The organism is Saccharothrix mutabilis subsp. mutabilis, assembly GCF_039521145.1.
GTDB lineage: Bacteria > Actinomycetota > Actinomycetes > Mycobacteriales > Pseudonocardiaceae > Actinosynnema > Actinosynnema mutabilis.
The window spans coordinates 651337-669584 of record NZ_BAAABU010000002.1 but is presented as its reverse complement, the minus strand read 5'-3'; the positions used below and the strand labels follow the sequence as shown (position 1 = coordinate 669584).

General features: G+C 73.0%; 18 protein-coding genes. 8 read left to right on the top strand and 10 right to left on the bottom strand.

Going from position 1 to position 18248, the window contains the following annotated elements:
* The first annotated feature begins 5 nt into the window (after window positions 1–5).
* The gene (locus tag ABD126_RS06985; protein ID WP_343932805.1) at window positions 6–1199 is read left to right on the top strand and encodes an amidohydrolase; all 1194 of its coding nucleotides are present in this window, start codon (window positions 6–8) and stop codon (window positions 1197–1199) included.
* Here ABD126_RS06985 and ABD126_RS06980 read toward each other — a convergent pair.
* The 3 genes from ABD126_RS06980 to ABD126_RS06970 are packed head-to-tail and all read right to left on the bottom strand — an operon-like array spanning window position 1184 to window position 4870.
* Window positions 1184–3253, bottom strand: a complete 2070-nt coding sequence (locus ABD126_RS06980; protein ID WP_343932803.1) for a hypothetical protein — start codon at window positions 3251–3253, stop codon at window positions 1184–1186. The genes ABD126_RS06985 and ABD126_RS06980 overlap by 16 nt on opposite strands.
* Window position 3254: 1 nt before the next feature.
* Window positions 3255–3677, bottom strand: a complete 423-nt coding sequence (locus tag ABD126_RS06975) for a hypothetical protein (protein WP_343932802.1) — start codon at window positions 3675–3677, stop codon at window positions 3255–3257.
* 50 nt (window positions 3678–3727) lie between these two features.
* A complete protein-coding gene (locus ABD126_RS06970; RefSeq protein ID WP_343932801.1) occupies window positions 3728–4870 on the bottom strand; it encodes an acyl-CoA dehydrogenase family protein in 1143 nt (380 codons plus the stop codon).
* Between the two features lie 113 nt (window positions 4871–4983).
* Here ABD126_RS06970 and ABD126_RS06965 point away from each other — a divergent pair, with 113 nt between their 5' ends.
* The 4 genes from ABD126_RS06965 (at window position 4984) to ABD126_RS06950 (ending at window position 9489) form a co-directional block, all read left to right on the top strand.
* Window positions 4984–5583 (top strand): TetR/AcrR family transcriptional regulator, encoded by a 600-nt coding sequence (locus tag ABD126_RS06965; protein ID WP_343932800.1) that lies wholly within the window; start codon window positions 4984–4986, stop codon window positions 5581–5583.
* Window positions 5580–6515: a carbohydrate kinase family protein gene (locus tag ABD126_RS06960; protein ID WP_343932799.1), complete on the top strand. Its 936-nt coding sequence runs from the start codon at window positions 5580–5582 to the stop codon at window positions 6513–6515. Before ABD126_RS06965 ends, ABD126_RS06960 begins: the two co-directional genes overlap by 4 nt.
* A 271-nt stretch (window positions 6516–6786) precedes the next feature.
* A complete protein-coding gene (locus tag ABD126_RS06955; protein WP_343932798.1) occupies window positions 6787–8100 on the top strand; it encodes a citrate synthase in 1314 nt (437 codons plus the stop codon).
* A 117-nt stretch (window positions 8101–8217) separates the two neighbouring features.
* Window positions 8218–9489, top strand: a complete 1272-nt coding sequence (locus ABD126_RS06950; protein ID WP_343932797.1) for a cryptochrome/photolyase family protein — start codon at window positions 8218–8220, stop codon at window positions 9487–9489.
* On the opposite strand, the gene ABD126_RS06945 is transcribed toward ABD126_RS06950, so the two are convergent.
* From ABD126_RS06945 to ABD126_RS06925, 5 genes are all read right to left on the bottom strand, one after another.
* A complete protein-coding gene (locus ABD126_RS06945; RefSeq protein ID WP_343932796.1) occupies window positions 9479–10348 on the bottom strand; it encodes a hypothetical protein in 870 nt (289 codons plus the stop codon). The two genes, ABD126_RS06950 and ABD126_RS06945, sit on opposite strands and share 11 nt — an antisense overlap.
* 27 nt (window positions 10349–10375) lie before the next feature.
* Window positions 10376–11155, bottom strand: a complete 780-nt coding sequence (locus tag ABD126_RS06940) for a hypothetical protein (protein WP_343932795.1) — start codon at window positions 11153–11155, stop codon at window positions 10376–10378.
* A 67-nt stretch (window positions 11156–11222) separates the two neighbouring features.
* On the bottom strand, window positions 11223–12410 hold the full coding sequence (locus ABD126_RS06935) for an ABC transporter permease (protein ID WP_343932794.1): 1188 nt from the start codon (window positions 12408–12410) through the stop codon (window positions 11223–11225).
* Window positions 12407–13318 (bottom strand): ABC transporter ATP-binding protein, encoded by a 912-nt coding sequence (locus ABD126_RS06930; protein WP_343932793.1) that lies wholly within the window; start codon window positions 13316–13318, stop codon window positions 12407–12409. The genes ABD126_RS06935 and ABD126_RS06930 overlap by 4 nt, the downstream gene beginning before the upstream one ends.
* A gap of 19 nt (window positions 13319–13337) precedes the next feature.
* Entirely contained in the window at window positions 13338–13595 is a 258-nt protein-coding gene (locus ABD126_RS06925; protein ID WP_343932792.1) for a helix-turn-helix transcriptional regulator, read from the bottom strand.
* 193 nt (window positions 13596–13788) lie between these two features.
* Between ABD126_RS06925 and ABD126_RS06920 the strand changes: the two genes are divergently transcribed.
* The 3 genes from ABD126_RS06920 to ABD126_RS06910 are packed head-to-tail and all read left to right on the top strand — an operon-like array spanning window position 13789 to window position 16181.
* Entirely contained in the window at window positions 13789–14241 is a 453-nt protein-coding gene (locus ABD126_RS06920) for a YbaB/EbfC family nucleoid-associated protein (protein WP_343932791.1), read from the top strand.
* 18 nt (window positions 14242–14259) lie between these two features.
* Window positions 14260–14568, top strand: coding sequence for a type VII secretion target (locus tag ABD126_RS06915; RefSeq protein ID WP_343932790.1), 309 nt, complete (start codon window positions 14260–14262; stop codon window positions 14566–14568).
* Window positions 14565–16181: a WXG100 family type VII secretion target gene (locus ABD126_RS06910; protein WP_343932789.1), complete on the top strand. Its 1617-nt coding sequence runs from the start codon at window positions 14565–14567 to the stop codon at window positions 16179–16181. Before ABD126_RS06915 ends, ABD126_RS06910 begins: the two co-directional genes overlap by 4 nt.
* A gap of 66 nt (window positions 16182–16247) precedes the next feature.
* On the opposite strand, the gene ABD126_RS06905 is transcribed toward ABD126_RS06910, so the two are convergent.
* Both ABD126_RS06905 and ABD126_RS06900 read right to left on the bottom strand, forming a co-directional pair.
* Window positions 16248–17681, bottom strand: a complete 1434-nt coding sequence (locus ABD126_RS06905; protein WP_343932788.1) for a glycerol-3-phosphate dehydrogenase/oxidase — start codon at window positions 17679–17681, stop codon at window positions 16248–16250.
* Window positions 17678–18244: a TetR/AcrR family transcriptional regulator gene (locus tag ABD126_RS06900; protein WP_343932787.1), complete on the bottom strand. Its 567-nt coding sequence runs from the start codon at window positions 18242–18244 to the stop codon at window positions 17678–17680. The genes ABD126_RS06905 and ABD126_RS06900 overlap by 4 nt, the downstream gene beginning before the upstream one ends.
* Between the last annotated feature and the right edge of the window lie 4 nt (window positions 18245–18248).

Below are 18248 nucleotides of genomic sequence, written 5' to 3'. Positions count from 1 at the left end.
TAACTATGAACGTCGCTATCACGGGTGGGTACGTCGTCCCGGTCGCGGGCGAGCCGATCGAGAACGGGACCGTGCTGGTCCGGGACGGGAAGATCGTCGCGGTGGGCGCCTCCGTCGAGGTGCCCACCGGCGTGCCCGTCGTGGACGCCGGTGGCTCGTGGGTGCTGCCCGGGTTCGTCGAGGCCCACGGCCACCTCGGCGTGCACGAGGAGGGCGAGGGCTGGGCCGGTCAGGACACCAACGAGATGACCGACCCCAACGGCGCCCGCCTCAAGGCCCTGGACGCCATCAACCCCGCCGACGTGGGCTTCGCCGACGCCCTGTCCGGCGGCGTCACCACGGCCGTGATCAAGCCCGGCTCCGGCAACGTCATCGGCGGCCAGACGGTGGCCGTGAAGTGCTGGGGCCGGACCGTGGACGACATGCTCCTGCGCGACCCGGTCAGCGTGAAGAGCGCGCTGGGCGAGAACCCCAAGCGCGTCTACGGCGACCAGAAGAAGCTGCCGTCCACCCGCCAGGGCGTGGCCGCGGTCATCCGCGACGCCTTCACCAAGGCGCAGGACTACGCCGCCCGGAAGGCCGCCGCCGACGGTCCGTTCGACCGGGACAACACGCTGGAAGTGCTGTCGAAGGTGCTCGACGGCACGCTGCCGTGGTGCCAGCACTGCCACCGCGCGGACGACATCGCCACCGCGCTGCGGCTGGCCGACGAGTTCGGCTACAAGCTGATCGTCAACCACGGCACCGAGGGCCACCTGATCGCGGACCTGCTGGCGGAGAAGGACGTCCCGGTCGTCATCGGGCCGCTGTTCACCACCCGCTCCAAGGTCGAGGTGCGCAACCGCAGCCTGCGCACGCCGGGCGTCCTGGCCCGCGCCGGCGTGCGGATCGCCATCACGACCGACCACCCGGTGGTGCCGATCCACTTCCTGGTCCACCAGGCGACCCTGGCCGTGAAGGAGGGCCTGGACCGCCGCGTGGCGCTGGAGTCGATCACCGTGAACCCGGCCCGCATCATGGGCCTGGACGACCGCGTGGGCTCCCTCGCGCCGGGCCTCGACGGCGACGTGGTGATCTGGTCCGGCGACCCGCTGGACGTGATGAGCCGCGCGCTGAAGGTCTTCGTCCAGGGCCGCGAGGTGTACCGGTGGGCCGACGGCGAGGGCGTGGTGGCCAACCCGTTCTACACCGAGGCCTGACGCTCGACCTCGGCCAGCACCTCCCGGGCGGACGCGGCGTACCCGGCGAACGCGCGCGGCGACCGCTCCGCCAACCGCTCGAAGAGCGCGAGCGCCTCCCGGCCGGCCGCCAGCGCCGCGTCGAGGTCGCCCGGCGGCCGGTCCTCCCCGCCGACCTGGCTCGCCGCGAGCGCGCGGAGGGCCTGGCCGAGCAGGTCGGGCAGGCCCAGCCGCCGCGCGATGCCCACGGCCTCGCGCAGCACCCGCAACGCGCCGGCCGGGTCCCCGGACTCGGCCGTCGCGGCGCCCAGCGGCAGCAGCGCGGTGACGGTGAGCGGTTCGGCGGCGGGGTCGCCCGACTCGCCGAGGGCCCGGGCCGACGCCACGGCGTCCCGGGCGCGCGCCACCCGCTCCGGGCCGTGCTCCCGGTTGGCCAGCCCGACCAGCGCGATGGTCAGGTGCCTGCGCTGCGCCGGATCCGCCGCCACGATCCGCCGCCACAGCGCCACGGCCTCGCGCGCCGCCCGCAGGGCTTCCCCGCGGTCCACCCCGGCCGCGTGGACGGCGAGGTTGGCCAGGGACCCGGCGAGCGTCGCCAGGTGGTCCTCGCCGTGCGCCGCGACCAATCGCCGGTCCAGCTCCACCGCTTCCCGGGCGAGCGGCACGGCGGCGGCGTGGTCGCCCGCGGCGCGCAGCCGGTTGGCCGCGGCGGAGACCGCCACCGAACGCACCAGCGGGGAGACGTCGTCGGGCAGCAGGCGCAGGGTGCGGACGGCCAGGTCGGCGCACGGGTCGAGCAGGTCGGGGTCGTCGAGGGGCAGCCGGCCGAGCAGCAGGGCGCACAGGTCCAGCGAGCCGTGCGAGACCACCGTCCGCACCACGGGCGCGCCGGCGAGGTGCCAGTAGTGCCGCAAGGCGTCCCACAGCAGCGGTCGCACCGCCTCGTGCCGGTCGGCCGCCGCGGCCAGCACGATCAGCGCGCGCCGGGACTTGAGCGGATCGACCTCCAGGGCCGCCGCCAGCACCTTCCCCGCGCGGCGGTCGGCGGCCAGGTGCGCGGCGACGAAGTCCTCGCCGAGGCGGTCCGGGCGCAGCGGGGCGAACGGCTCCTCCGGGTACAGGCGGGCGTGCCGGTCCAGGAGGTCGGGGTCGAGGTTCGCCCGGGACAGCACGGCCTCCGCGTCCCCGGCCGGGCCGAGGAGCGTGGCCAGGAAGACCGCGTCGGCGAACCGGTCGTCGGCGGGCCAGAACCGGCGCTCGTGGCGGAGCAGGTAGGTCGACAGGTCGGTCGGGACGGGCTCGTCGTCCCGGGCCGCGCAGACCGCCGCGAGGGCCGCCATGTGCAGCAGGAGCGCGGAGCCGTGGCCGGTGAGGTCCGGGGTCGGCACCGGTCGCGGTTCGAGGGCCAGCGCGTGCTGGAAGGCCGTCGCGGCGACTTGGAAGGCGAGTTCGCGGTCGTCGGCGAGGTCGCCCAGCTCGACCGGGTCCGGCAGGTCGGCGACGCGGTCCAGGTGGGCGGCGAGGTGCGGCCAGGACGCCGGGGAGCGGGCCAGCAGCAGGACGCGGACGGTGGCGCCCGGGAAGTCCACCGGCAGGGCGCTGATCATCTCCAGCAGCGTGTCGGCGCCCCAGCGGTCGGCGTAGTCGACGCAGACGAGCACCCTGTCGGGGGTGGACGACGTGCCGGCGACGTGGGGCGTGCGCAGGTCGGTGGCCTGGGCGACGGCCCAGCCGGCTTCGTGCGCGACACCCGCGAACGCGTTGGCCAGCCTGGTCTTCCCGCGTCCACCGGGGCCGTGGACCAGCTGGACCGACAGCGGGGTGCCGGGTTCGCCGAGCCAGTCGGTGAGGCGTCGCTGCACGGCCGGCCTCGGGTGGAACGGGACCGTGCGGCGGCGGGCGTCGAGCAGGTAGCCGGGCGTGCGGAGGTGCTGGGGGCGCCACGCCTCCGGCGCGGCGGGGGCGAGCCAGTGCAGGCGGTAGCCGGGCCGGTCCAGGGCGATGGTGACGTTGCCGCCGGCGGACCCGACCTGGATGTTCGGGCCGTTGATCCAGGAGTGCGAAACCCGGTTCACGTCAGGGTTCTCGCACCTCGACGTTGCCGCCCGCGGACCCGATCTGGACGTTGGGGCCGTGGACGGTCGAGTTCTCCACGGTGTTGGTCACGGTCGCCGGCGGTGCCGGTGCCGGTGCCGGTGCCGGTGCGGGTGCGGGTGCGGTGGTGGGTGCGGGTGCGGGTGCGGTGGTGGGTGCTGGCGTGGGCGTGGTGGTGAGTGCGGGTGCCGGCGTGGGCGTGGTGGTGAGTTCGGATGCGGGTGCGGGTGCGGGTACCGGCGTGGTGGGGCGGCGGAGGCCGTACAGCGCCACCGCGAGGCCCGCGACCCCGGCGAGCGCGCCGACCACGCCGGCCACCTGGTCCGCCTTCTCCAAGCCCAACAGGGCCACGCCGACGCCCACCGCCACCACGACCAGGCCACCCACGACCCACAGCCACCGCATGCGGACGAGTATCCCGCCCGCGACCGGCGAACGGGCCCGGTTCGCCTCGATCAGCGGCGCAGGTCGCGGCCGATCACCAGGCGCTGGATCTGGTTGGTGCCCTCGAAGATCTGCAGCACCTTGGCCTCCCGCATGTACCGCTCCACCGGGAAGTCCCGCGTGTAGCCGGCCCCGCCGAGCACCTGAACGGCGTCGGTGGTGACCTTCATGGCGGTGTCGGTGCACACCAGCTTCGCGATGGCCGCCTGGCGGGTGAACGGCAGCCCGCGGTCCCGCCGGCGCGCCGCCGCCAGGTAGGTGGCGCGCGCCGACTCCACCGCCGCCGCCATGTCGGCCAGCAGGAACTCCAGGCCCTGGAAGTCGATGATCGCCCGCCCGAACTGGGTGCGCTGCTTGGCGTAGGCCACCGCCTCGTCCAGCGCCGCCTGCGCCAGGCCCACGCCGCACGCGGCGATGCCCAGCCGGCCGGAGTCCAAAGCGGACAGTGCGATCTTCAGGCCGTCGCCCTCCGCGCCGACCAGGCGGTCGGCGTCCACGCGGACGTCCTCGAACCGCAGCTGCGCGGTGACGGATCCGGTCAGGCCCATCTTGCGCTCGGGCGCGGCGGCGGACAGGCCGTCGGCGCGGCCGGGCGCGAGGAAGCAGGAGATGCCCCGGCCGCCGGTGTCGGCGGTGCGGGCCATGAGGGTGTAGAAGTCGGCGACGCCGGCGTGCGTGATCCACGCCTTCGTGCCGTTGACGACGTAGTGGTCGTCCTGCTTGACCGCCCGCGTGGACAGCGCGCCCGCGTCGGACCCCGCGTGCGACTCCGACAGCGCGTACCCGCCGAGCAGGTCGCCGGCGAGCATGTCGGGCAGCCACTTCTCCTGCTGCGCCTCGGTGCCGAAGGTGGCCAGCCCGTAGCTGGACATGACGTGCACCGACAGGCCGACACCGACCGACATCCACGCCGACGCGATCTCCTCCAGCGCCTGCAGGTAGACCTCGTAGGGCTGCTCACCGCCGCCGAACCGCTCCGGGTACGGCAGGCCCAGCAGGCCGGTCTTGCCCAGCAGCCGGAACTTGTCGCGCGGGAACCGCTCGTGCTCCTCCGCCTCGGCCGCGTGCGGCGCCAGCTCCTCCCGGGCGATCTCGCGGACCAGGGCGAGCAGGTCCTCGGCCTCGGTGGTGGGCAGCAGGCGTTCGGCGGGCATCGTCGACCTCCGACTACGGCGGCCGGGCTCGTGACCCGACCCGGCAAGTACTGGTGGCAGTACTGTAGGACGTACGCCAGTACTGTCGCCAGGGAGTGTGACAGAGTTCCGCCATGACGTCCTCGATCACGCGCAGGCCGCTCACGCCCCGGCAGGTCGACCTGCTGGGCAGGTTGGAGCAGCTCGTGCTGGCCGAGGGGTTCGCCCACTTCACGCTGGACGACCTGGCCGCCCGCCTGCACTGCTCGAAGTCCACGCTGTACGCGCTCGCGGCCAGCAAGGAGCAGCTCGCCGTCCGCGTCGTCGGGCGGTACTTCAAGGGCGCGGCCGAGCGCATCGAGCAGCGCGTGTCCGAAACCGGCGATGTGCGTGCCCGAGTCGGGACCTACCTGGCGGGCGCCGCCGAGGAGCTCAGACGGGCGTCCGCCCAGTTCATCGCCGATGTGTCGGCCTTCGCGCCCACCCGGTCCACCTACGAGCGCAACGCCCGGGCCGCCGCCGAGCGGATCCGTTCGTTCATCCAGGAAGGCGTCCGGGAAGGCGTGTTCCGCGAAGTCCATGCCACGCTCATCGCCGAGATGGCAGGGCTGCTCATCGAGGGCATCCAGACCGGCGTCCTCACGCGCCGCGCCGGGGTGACCGACGCCGAGGCGTTCACCGCGTTGGGCGAACTGCTGCTGGACGGGCTGCGCAGAGAACGGAGCGAGGCGTGATCGTCGTCGCGGGAGAGTCGCTGGTCGACCTCGTGCCCACCCCGGAGGGCCACCTGGCGCCCCGGCTGGGCGGCGGGCCGTACAACGTGGCGGTCGCCGCCGGTCGGCTGGAGGCCCCGGTGCGCTTCCTGTCCCGGATCTCCACCGACCTGTTCGGCGACCGGCTGGTGGAGCGGCTGCACGCCTCGAACGTGCGCACCGAGCTGGTCCAGCGCGGCCCCGAGCCGACCACCCTGGCCGTGGTGGGCCTGGCCGAGGACGGCTCCGCCCGGTACTCCTTCTACGTCGACGGCACCGCCGACCGGCAGGTCACCGACCCCGGCCCGCTGCCCGGCGACGTCCGCGCCGTCTCGTTCGGCACGTTGTCGCTGGTCCTGGAGCCGGGCGCGAGCACCTACGAGCGGGTGCTGTGGCGCGAGTCCGAGCGCGGCGCGCTGACCGTGCTCGACCCGAACATCCGGGCGGGCCTCATCCGCGACCCGCTGGCCTACCGCGACCGCTACGACTCGTGGCTGCCGCACGTCGGCCTGCTCAAGGTGTCCGTCGACGACGCCCGCTGGCTGGCCGAGCTGCCCGACGACGCCCCCGAGGCCGACGTGCTGGCCCTCGCCCGCGACTGGCTCGCGGCGGGCCCGGCGGCGGTCGTGCTCACCCGGGGTGGCGAGGGTCTCGCCGTGCTGACCGCGACCGACGTGATCCACGTCCCACCGACCCCGGTCACCGTGGTGGACACCATCGGCGCGGGCGACACCGTCCAGGGCGCGCTGCTGGCGTGGCTGCACCACCACGACGCCCTGTCCACCGAGGCCGTCCGCGGACTGGGCGCCGGGAAATGGGCGGAGGCGCTGGCGTACGCGGGCGCGGCGGCGGCCATTACCTGCTCGCGCGCCGGCGCGGAACCGCCATTCAAACGCGAGCTGGGGATGACCTAGCTCTCACCCCACTTGATGTGGAGAAACACCGCAAAAGGGCTACGGTGGGGGATGCACGCTAGCCACCGTGCATCCAGGTGTGATGCCGGTCCCATCTCGCAGAATCGGTTCATGCCGCGGCTGTGGAGCGGGTTGTCCGCCGACTAGCGTGGCACAACTGACAGGACCCCAACGGGGTGGTGCTGCGGTGCGGGGACACCTCACGTCCGCGCGCCCTGACGTGCGAGAACCCGCACGGGGCCACCCCGCCCTAGCGTGAGAGGGACTCTGAATGCCCGACGCGACGACTGCGCCGAACGACACCCGTACCGTCGCGCTGCGCCATCAGGGCGGAGAGCACGAGATGAAGGTAGTACCGGCCACCGAGGGTGCGCCCGGTATCGATCTCGGCAAGCTCCTGGCCACCACCGGCCTGGTCACCCTGGACAGCGGCTTCGTCAACACCGCGTCCTGTTCGTCCGAGATCACCTACATCGACGGTGACGCGGGGATCCTGCGCTACCGCGGCTACCCCATCGAGCAGCTCGCCCAGCGCTCGAACTTCATCGAGGTCAGCTACCTGCTGATCTACGGTGAGCTGCCGACGCAGGCGCAGTTGGACGAGTTCTCGTCCAAGATCAGCAGGCACACCCTGCTGCACGAGGACCTGAAACGGTTCTTCGACGGCTTCCCGCGCGACGCGCACCCGATGCCGGTGCTGTCCTCCGCGGTGTCCGCGCTGTCCACGTTCTACCAGGACAGCCTGAGCCCGTTCGACGCCAACCAGGTCGAGATCTCCACCATCCGGCTGCTGGCGAAGGTGCCGACCATCGCGGCGTACGCCTACAAGAAGTCGGTCGGCCAGCCGTTCCTCTACCCGGACAACTCCCTGGGCCTGGTGGAGAACTTCCTGCGCATGACGTTCGGCTTCCCGGCCGAGCCCTACGACGTGGACCCGGACCTGGTCCGCGCCCTGGACCTGCTGTTCGTCCTGCACGCCGACCACGAGCAGAACTGCTCCACCTCGACGGTGCGGCTGGTCGGCTCGTCGGAGGCCAACCTGTTCGCCTCCATCTCGGCCGGCATCAACGCCCTGTTCGGCCCGCTGCACGGCGGCGCGAACAGCGCGGTGCTGGAGATGCTGGAGAAGATCAAGGCGGAGGGCGGCGACGTCGACGCCTTCGTCCGCAAGGTCAAGAACAAGGAGGACGGCGTCCGCCTGATGGGCTTCGGCCACCGGGTCTACAAGAACTACGACCCGCGCGCCGCGATCATCAAGAAGACCGCCGACGAGATCCTGGGCAAGCTGGGCGCCGACGACCAGCTCCTGGACATCGCGAAGAAGCTGGAAGAGACCGCGCTCGCGGACGACTACTTCATCGAGCGCAAGCTGTACCCGAACGTGGACTTCTACACGGGCCTGATCTACCGGGCGATGGGCTTCCCGACGAAGTTCTTCACGGTCCTGTTCGCCCTGGGCCGCCTGCCGGGCTGGATCGCCCACTGGCGCGAGATGATCAAGGACCCGGCCACCAAGATCGGCCGCCCGCGCCAGATCTACGTGGGCTCGCCGGAGCGCGCCTACGTCCCGGTCACCGAGCGCTGACGGATCCCGACGTCGGCAGGCCCGTGCCCCTGAAGGGGTGCGGGCCTTTGTCGTTCCGGCGCCATTCCCGGGGCTTTCTGTCGTGCACGGTGGTGGGAGCGCTTTTATGGTTCCGTTGTGGATTCCGCGACCGTTGTCTGGTTCCGGCGTGACCTCCGAGTCGCCGACCACCCCGCGTTGCTCGCCGCCGTCGAAAGGGCGTCGCGGGGACTCGCGCTGTACGTGCTCGACCCCCGCCTGCTGAAGGTCGCCGGACGACCGCGCGTGGATTTCCTGTTCCGGTGCCTGCGGACGTTGGACGCGAAGCTGGGCGGCCGGCTCATGGTGGTGTCCGGGGACCCCGTCGAGGTGGTGCCCGAGATCGCCGCAAGCGTCGGGGCGTCCTCGGTGCACGTGTCGGCCGACGCCGGCCCGTACGGGCGCGAACGCGACGAGGCGGTGGGGGAGCGCGTCGAGCTGGTGCGGGCCGGGTCCCCTTATGCGGTGACGCCGGGGCGGGTCCTCAAGGGCGACGGCAGCCCGTACCGCGTGTTCTCGCCGTTCCGCAAAGCCTGGGCGGAACACGGGTGGCGCGCGCCGGCCGAGACGGACGAGTCCACTGTGGACTGGATCGAGCCGGCGAAGAGCGAGCGGCTGCCCGACGGGGACCTGCTGCCGGACGTCCGGGAACTGTGGGAGAAGTTCCGGGACGAGCGGTTGCCGGGCTACGCGGACGACCGCGACCGGCCCGACCTCGACCGGACCAGCCGGATGTCGGCGTTCCTGCGCTGGGGTGTGGTGCACCCGCGCACGCTGCTGGCGGATCTGGGGCGGGACAAGGGTTCGGTGGCGTTCCGGTCGGAGCTGGCCTGGCGGGACTTCTACGCCGACGTCCTGTGGCACCAACCGGAATCCGCGCGGCGCAACCTCGACCGCCGGTTCGACCGGATGGAGCTGGACCTCGACCGGGAGCGGTTCGCGGCGTGGTGCGAGGGGCGGACGGGGTACCCGTTCGTGGACGCCGGGATGCGGCAGCTGCTGGCCGAGGGCTGGATGCACAACCGGGTCCGCATGGTCGTGGCCAGCTTCCTCGTGAAGGACCTGCACCTGCCGTGGTGGTGGGGCGCCCGGCACTTCATGAAGCACCTCGTGGACGGGGACCTCGCCTCCAACCAGCACGGGTGGCAGTGGGTCGCCGGCACGGGCACCGACGCCGCGCCGTTCTTCCGCGTGTTCAACCCCGTCACCCAGGGGGAGAAGTTCGACCCGGACGGGGACTACGTCCGCCGGTACCTGCCGGAACTGCGGGACGTGCCCGGCCGCGGGGTCCACCAGCCGCGCGACCCCGTCGTGGACCACGCCCACGAGCGGGCGGTCGCGTTGGCCCGGTACGCGGCGATCAAGGGTTAGCGCCGGGCAGGAACTGCACGCGGACCTCGCTGTCGTAGGGCACGACGACGGTCCGCGCGCCGTCCTCCCACCGCTCGGGCACCAGGAACAGCCGCCCGCCCGCCTCGGTCAGCAACCGCAGCCCCTGGCACCGGATGCGGAACGGGTGCCCCTCCTGCGCCGGCAGCGCGAACTGGTGCACGCCGGGGAGGTCCTCGGGCAGGTACAGCGGCTGCGCCAGGTCCAGCACCACCACCGGGCGGTCGTGCAGCTCGCGCGCGTCCTGCACCGCCCGGCCGCGCCCGAACCCGCCGGCGAAGATGTTGGTCGCCCAGAACAGGCCCAGCACGACCATGCCGGTCAACGCGGTCAGCAACAGCAGCTCCGACGGCGTCCGCCGCCGCGCCGGCGGGCCACCGCGGTGCACCCACAGCCCGTACGCGACCAGCGGCAGCCCCAGCCCCAGGCACACGGCGGTCAGGCCGGGCGTCTCGTGCCGGGACACGCTCAGGAACAGCACCCCGACCACCGCCCGCCCGAACGCCACCGCCCCCACCGCCACGAGGACCACGCCGACCACCCGCGCCCAGCGCCCGCGGCGGACGCGGTGCAGCAGGCGGACGGCCCGGTGGGCGAGCAGGCCCGCCATCGCCAGCAGGAGCAGGCCCGCGAGCGGCGGGAAGACGACCTCGGTGCCGAGCAGGAGGAGTTCGGCGGTGGAGAGGTCCAGCGCGCCCAGGTCCACGCCGAAGTACCGGTAGCGGGTGAGCGTGGCGACGTGGCCGAAGTAGAACAGCAGCGCGGTGGCCAGGGTGGTCGGCGCGGCGATGGCCGCGAACGACTGGACCCGGTCCAGGAGGCCGACCTCCGACTTGGCCATCACGACTCCGCCATCACGACTCCGCCATCACGACGTCGTCGGGGTCGGCTCGGCGGTCGTGGTGGTGTCCGGCGGGTCCGTGGTGGTCTCGTCCGAAGGGCAGCCGTCGTCGTGCTCCTCCGTCGTGCACGGGTGCCACACCGTCGTCAGGGTCTCGCTGTAGGTCCATTCGAGGAACACCGGCTGCGCGGCCGACGGTCCCTGTTCGACCACGCGGGCGTCGTCGCACGGCTTGGCGGCGGCGGACGAGCACGCGGCCCGGAAGGTGAGCGTCACGGTGGTCTGCGCGCGGTCCCCGGGCGGCTTCCGCGCGATGACGGGGACGCCGCACTTGGGCCTGTCGCTGTTGGGCGGCGCGAACGTGTGGCCCCGGCAGTCGACCTCCGCGCCCGTCTGCTCGCACCGGTCGAACGCCTGGGACGAGTGCGCGACCGTGCCGTTCGAGAACGCGACGCCGACGACCGTGATGGGCGCCGAGGTCTGGTCGCTCCAGGCGAACGCCTTGCAGTCGAGCTGGGTGGGTTCGTCGGTGAACAGGTCGAACACCGGCGGGCGCTCGCCCCAGGGCGACCCGTTGGGCGTGCTGCCGTCCAGCCGGGCCGTGCCGATGGTGATCGTCAGCCGCCCGCCCGCCGCGGTGCTCGTCGTGGTCGTGGCCGGCGGGGTCGAGTCCGTGGTCATGAACCCGGTGGCCGTGGTGGTCGTGGCGCTGGGCGGGGCGGTGGGCGTGGGGCCGCCGCAGGCCGCGAGCGCCAGCGCGCACAGGGCGACCAGGCACTTCGCCGCCATGGCGATCGCCTCCCTCACGCAGGGTGCGTTCACCCGTGAGATCGGCGTTTGCGCTGCTGGGATTAGCCGGTATCCCCCGAACGGGTTAACGCAGGGCGTCGCGCAGGCGCACCCGCGCCCCGGTGCGCAGGACGGCGTTGGCGTACACCCGGCCGCCCAGCCACGTGATGGCGGCGATGGCCGCGAGCGCCAGCACCACCGCCAGCACCACCTGCCACGTCGGCGCCACGCCCATCGCCATCCGCCCCGGCATCAGGATCGGCGCGAACGGCGGCAGCACCGACAGGACCGCCACCAGCGAGTCCGACGCGTCCTGGATCATCAGGTTGATGCCGACCACGAACGCGATGACGATCGCCATGCTGATCGGCGTCAGCACCGACTGCAGCTCCTCCTGCCGCGACACCAGCGACGCCGCCGCCGCGAACACCGTCGCGTAGAGGAAGAACCCGAGCAGGTACCAGAGGACGCCGGTCGCCAGCGCGCCGCCCGCCACGCCGGTCACGTCGATGATCCCGGACACCGACGCCAGCACCAGCCCGGTGACCCCGATCAGCACCAGCTGCGCGAGCCCGACCAGCCCGAGCCCCACGACCTTGCCCAGCAGCAGCTGCCACGGCCGCAGCGTCGAGAGCAGGATCTCCACCACGCGGCTGGACTTCTCCTCCACCACGCCCTGGGCGACCATCGTCCCGTAGACCAGCAGCGAGTAGTACAGCAGCGCCGCGATGACCAGCCCGATCGCCAACCGCTGCCCCTGCCGGTCGTCGTCGGGTTGCAGCGCGACGACTTCGACGCCGGCCTTCTCCACGTTGCGCGCCACGGTCGCGGGGTCCAGGCCCGCCTCGGCGAGCTGGGCGTTGAGCACCTGTTGCTTGACGATCAGGTCGATGGAGTTGCGCAGCTCGTCGTCCAGGCGGTCCTTGACCACCACCCGCAGCGCGTCCGGCGCGCCGGTCACCAGGGCGTCCACCTCGCCGGCGCGCACCTGCTCCTCGGCCGCCGCCACGTCCGCGACGTCCACCGTGACCAGGTCGCGCCCGAACGACTTCGCGGTCTGCTTGAGCGGCTCGGCCAGCACGGTCGCCTGGCCGCTCAACGCGACGGTGTCCCGGTCGGACCGCTCGATCAGCATCGTCTGCAGCAGCACGTACCCGGCCAGCACGGCGATGATCACCAGCGTGCCGAGGACGAACGACCGCGTGCGCACCCTGGTCAGGAACTCCCGCCGGGCCACCAGGAAGACGGCCCGGCCGGGGGTGGGGTCGCTCATGCCGCGTGCTCCTCGGTGACGACGCTGCGGAACAGCTCGGTCAGCGTCGGCCGCCGCCGGGTGAACTCGTGCACCGGCCCGGTGGCCAGGGCCGCGTGCAGCACCGCCTGGTCGTCCGCGTCCGGGCCCAGCTCCAGGGTCGTGCGCGGGCCGTCCACGGCCACCGTGCGCACGCCGGCCAGGCCGTCGGCCCACCCGCCGGGCGCGCCGGGCGCGTGCACGACGAGCTGGGCGCTGCCGCCCGACCGCAGCTCCTCGACCGTCCCGCAGGCGACCAGCGACCCGGCGCGCACGATGCCGACCCGGTCGCACAGCCGCTCCACCAGGTCGAGCTGGTGGCTGGAGAACACCACCGGCACGCCCGCGGCGGCCTTCTCGCGCAGCACCTGGCTCATCACGTCCACCGCGACCGGGTCCAGCCCGGAGAACGGCTCGTCGAGCACCAGCACGTCCGGCTCGTGCACCAGCGCCGCCGCGAGCTGCACCCGCTGCTGGTTGCCCAGGCTGAGCTTCTGCACCTCGTCGTCGCGCCGGTCGCGCAGGCCCAGCCGCGCGACCCAGTCCTCGGCCGACCGGTGCGCCGCGCCGCCGCGCATCCCGTGCAGCTCGGCCAGGTACACCAGCTGGTCGAGCACCTTCATCCTCGGGTAGAGGCCGCGCTCCTCGGGCATGTAGCCGATCCGGCGGCGGGTCTCCAGCGTGACGGGGGCGCCGTTCCACCGGACCTCGCCCGCGTCGGCGGCCAGCACGCCCAGCGCGATCCGCATGGTCGTCGTCTTGCCCGCGCCGTTGCTGCCGACGAAGCCGAACAGCTCGCCGGCGCGCACGTCGAAGGTCATGTCCCGCAGGGCGACGACCGGACCGTAGCGCTTGGAGACCCGGTCGATCTCCAGCACTCCCTGTGCCACGCGTGCCTCTCTCTCCTGATCAGCCGTACACCCGCGTGGACAGCGGCTCGAACGGCTCGCGGCTGAACACCGCCTCCACGGGCAGGCCGAACACCTCGCAGATCCGCAGCGCGAGGTCCAGGCCGGGGTAGTGGTCGCCCCGCTCCAGCGCGCCGATGGTCTGGGGGTTGACCCCGACCGCCCGCGCCAGACCCACCCTGGTCATCCCCCGCTCGACCCGCAGCACCCGGATCCGGTTGTGGATCCGCTGTTCGACGTCCCGGCGTGCCGGACTCATGCTACGAAGTGTTGCGAAAACCCAACAGAACGGCAAGTAAACAATTCACACAATAGGCCGAACGGCGGTATCCAAGGCAGGCGGGGTCGGAAATCACGATTCGGTGAAACGATACGTTGCCCGGAACCGAATCGATGGTCGACCGGTCGAATGTGTCGCGGGCCGCAAACCCGGCGTCGTCTGGAGGGGACTTATGGAGCCGATCGAGCCGGACCAGTGGCTCGCGCAGTACGGGCAGAAGATCGAGCAGGCCAAGCACAACGCCGAGCAGGCCAAGGCGCAGCTCGGTGACGTCGGCGGCAGCGCGACCTCCCCGGACGGCCTGGTCACGGTCAGCGTCAACGCGTCCGGCGCGCTGACCAACCTGATCCTGCGCCCCGGCCTGCGCGGCGAGGACCCGGAGCGCATCTCCGGCGCGATCATGACCGCCGTCGCCCAGGCGCAGCGCAACGCCGCCGGCCAGGTCGTGCAGATCATGACCGAGTTCGTCGGCGACAGCCCGGCCCTCGACTTCGTCAAGGCGAACATGCCCAACGGCTATTCGGGTGACGGCACGGACGAGGCGGAACCGGAGTCCGAGCTGGAGCGTCGAGACACCAGGCCCGATGACGAGTACTTCACCAACCCACCCGACGTGATGGCCTGAGCCAGGGGGTAGAGGACCATGTTCGTGTCGTTCCAGGTGAGCCCGGAGGACATCCGGGCCCACGCCGGCACGGTCGACCAGCTCGCACAGCGGATGCTCTCGGCCACCAAGACCGCCGACCCATCGCTGTCGACCGACGCCTTCGGCGTCTTCGGCTCCTTCCTGGCCTCCTTCCTGCTCCAGTCGGCGGGCCAGTCGCAGGACATCTTCGGCCAGGCCACCGAGACGATCGTCGACATGTGCCAGGGCCTGCGCGAGGTCGCCGACCTCTACGAGAACGTCGACCTCGACAACGCCTTCGGGTTCAACGGAAAGGCACGCGGATGAGCACCCAGGCAGCGACGACGCAGGGCCGCGACCCGTCCCACCTGATCGGCGACGTGCAGGGCACCGTCGCGGCGGTCGAGCGCGGCGACTGGGTGCAGGCCGGCCTGGGCATGGCCAACACCGCGATGAGCATCGTCGGCATGGCCTCCAACCCGCTGTCGGGCTTCCTGTCCGCGGGCTTCAGCTGGGCCATCCAGCACGTGGACTTCCTGCGCGAGCCGTTCGACGCGCTGCTGGGCAACCCGCAGGCGATCCAGAAGATGTCCAGCGACTGGGCGTCCGCGGCCAAGCAGATCGAGGGCATCGTCGCCGACTACCGGCGCACGGCCGTCGAGGAGACCCGCGGCTGGCGGGGGCGCTCGGCCGACGGCTACCGCGCGGCGGCCAAGAAGCACGCCTCCGGCCTGGAGACGCTGAGCAAGGCCGCGCACGGCATCTCCAACGCGGCCAAGGGCGCGGGCGAGCTGGTGGCGCAGGTCCGCAAGACCATCATGGACCTGATCAGCAAGGCCGTGTCGGACATGGTCATGAAGATCATCCAGTGGCTGTCGGTGTCCTGGCTGACCTTCGGCGCGTCCATCGCGGCGGCGATCGCGGACATCATCCAGATGGCGTGCAACTACGCCAAGAAGCTCGCCGACTTCCTGCAGAAGCTCGGCAACTCGCTGAAGAAGCTGATCGACCTGATCAAGCAGGTCGTGCAGATCATCAACACCGCCAAGCAGATCCTCCAGGCGATCACCGCGATGACCCACTCCAACAAGGGTGGCGGTGCGGGCGGCGGCGCCGGCTCGCGCCCGTCCTCGGGCGGCCTGGGCCTGACCGAGGGCCAGCTCAACGAGATGGACCGCGGCGCCAACGACCGCTACACCTCGGGCAGCGGTGGCGGCGGCACCCACACCAGCGGCGCGGTCGGCGGTGGCGGCCCGCAGGTGAGCCGGCCGCCGACGCTGGGCGGCAGCCCGACCGACGGCGGCTGGGGCGGTGGCTCCGGCGGTTCCGGCGGCTACCCCCCGGGCGGTTCCGGCACGGTCAACCGGCCCCCGCAGGTCGGTGGCGGCGGCAGCGGCGGCGCGAACGCGGGCGGCCACTGGGAGCCGGGCCGGTGGGTCCCGGCGGCGTCGGGCCCGCGGGTCACGCCGCCCACCACGCCCAACGGCGGCCCGGTGCGGGACACGACCTACGCGACCAACACCTCGACGCCTTACGTGCCTTCGGCTCGGCCGTTCTCGACGCCCGACCTGCCCACCTCCTCCGGCGGTGGCGGTGGTGGCGGCTTCGGCGGCGGTGGCGGCGGCGTCCCCGGTGGCTTCGGCGGCGGTGGGATGGGCGCTTCCGGTGGCGGCGGCGCCGGCCAGACGCTCCAGGCCGGTGGCGCTTCCGGTGTCCTGCCCCAGGGTTCGCCCGCGGCGGGCGGCGGCGGCGCGATGGGCGGCGCACCCGGTGGCGGCAAGGGCGGCATGGGCGGCGGCATGATGGGCGGCATGATGCCCCCGATGGCGCCGCAGGGCGGCCAGGGCGACGGCAAGGACCACCAGCGCAAGGTGCGCCTGGAAGGCGAGCCGCTGATCGACGAGCCGCCGAAGGCCGCGAAGCCGATCATCGGCGAATGACCGGCTGACCCCGGTCACTCGGACCGGAAGGGGGACCTCCTGGGCGGGAGGTCCCCCTTCCGCTTGTCAGGACAGGGCGGCGAGTTCCTCGGCGACCTGCCGCCGCACGACGGGTTCCCGGCGCGCGCGGTCGGCCGGCACGAGTCCGGTGCGGGTGCGGCGGTCCAGCACGTCGTCCGCGTCCAGCGCGCCTTCGTGGCGCACCGCCCAGGCGACTTCGCCGACCTCGGCGACCTCGCGGGCCTCCGTGCCGTACCGGGCCACCAGGTGCGCCGGGCCGTCCGCCCGGCCCGCGCCGACCAGCGGCAGCGACTTCGTGCGGCACGGGGCCATGGTCAGGCCGGTCGCGGTCACCGCGTCCGCCGCCATCCGCCGGTACGTGGTGAGCTTGCCGCCCACCACCGTGGTGATGCCGTCGCTGGTCAGCACCGCGTGCCGGCGGGACAGGTCCGCGCTGGGACCGCCGCCGGTGTCCAGCAGGGGCCGCAGGCCGGCGAACGCGCCCAGCACGTCGGCCCGGGTGAGCGTCCGCCGCAGGACCGAGGACGCCATGCCGAGCAGGAAGTCCACATCGGACTCCGGCACGGTCGGCACGTCCGGCACCGGCCCGTCCACCGGTTCGTCGGTCAGGCCCACGTAGACGCGGCCGTCCTGCTGGGGCAGGACCAGGCCGAAGCGGTTGCGGGTGCCGGGGACCGGCACGGTCAGGGCGGTCCGCGTCAGGCCGAGGGTGTCGGCGGCCAGGACCAGGTGCGAACCGCGTGACGGGCGCAGCGCCACGTCGACCAGGTTGCCCGCCCACACGCCGGTCGCGTTGACGATCGCCCTCGCGCGGATGGTCAGCGTCTCGCCGGTCAGGGTGTCCGTGACGTGTGCGGTCCCGGTGTCCAGGCGGGTGACCCTGGCCTTGGTGATGACGCGTGCGCCGTGGCCGGCGGCGGTGCGGGCGAGGGCGACCACCAGGCGGGCGTCGTCCACCAGTTGGCCGTCGTAGGCGAGCAGGCCGCCGCGCAGGCCGGTCGGGTTCAGGCCCGGCACCAGCGCGAGCGCCTCCGCGGCGGGCACGTGCCTCGGGCGGGGGAGGACCCGGCTCGGGGTGCGGGCCAGGCGGCGCAGGACGTCGCCCGCTTGAAGGCCGGCCATGACCACCGGGTCGGTGGACTTCCCGTGCAGCGGGACCAGTTGCGGGAGCGGGCGGACCAGGTGGGGCGCGGTGCGGGTCATCAGGACGCCCCGCTCGACCGCGCTCTCATAAGCCAGCCCCACCTCGCCCTGGGCCAGGTAGCGCAGACCGCCGTGCACGAGCTTGCTGGACCACCGGGACGTGCCGAAGGCCAGGTCGTGGGCCTCGACCAGGCACACGTCCAGGCCCCGGGACGCGGCGTCCAGGGCCACGCCGGCGCCGGTGACGCCACCGCCGACCACGAGCAGGTCCACGGTCTTCTCGGCCACCTCGGTCAGGTCGCGGCGGCGGCGGGCGGCGTTGAGGGAGGTGTTCACGACAGGGCCGCGTTCAGGAAGGCGGCCAGTTCGGCCAGCAGGGCGTCGAAGTCCAGGTCGGTGGTGGCCGGGCGGACCGACAGCACCATCGACTGGGTGGTGAGCAGCACCAGGCGGGCCTGGGCGCGCGGGTCGCCGGGGCGGATCGAGCCGTCGGCGTGGCCGGCCTCGACCTCGCCCAGCAGGAACGCCTCGATCAGGCGTTGCGTGCTGCCCAGGCGCTGCACCAGGTAGGGCAGCATCAGCTCGGCGTCCAGGTCCAGGACGCGGCGCATCAGCGGGTCGGCGGCCAGCAGGCGGATGCCCGCGATGGCCCGGCCGACCAGGCGCTCCCGCGCGGTGCCGCCGGGGTCCTCGACGCGGGCCAGCAGAGCGGTGAACTCCCTGGTCATCAGGGCGCGCACGAGCGTGCGGACGTCCGGGAACCGGCGGTAGAGGGTCATCCGGCTCACGCCGGCGCGCTTGGCGATGTCCGTCAGCGTGGTGCGGCGGACACCGACCTCGACCACGCAGTCGCGGGCCGCGTCGAGGAGTGCGTCATCACTGTGACGTTGGGACGTCATGTGT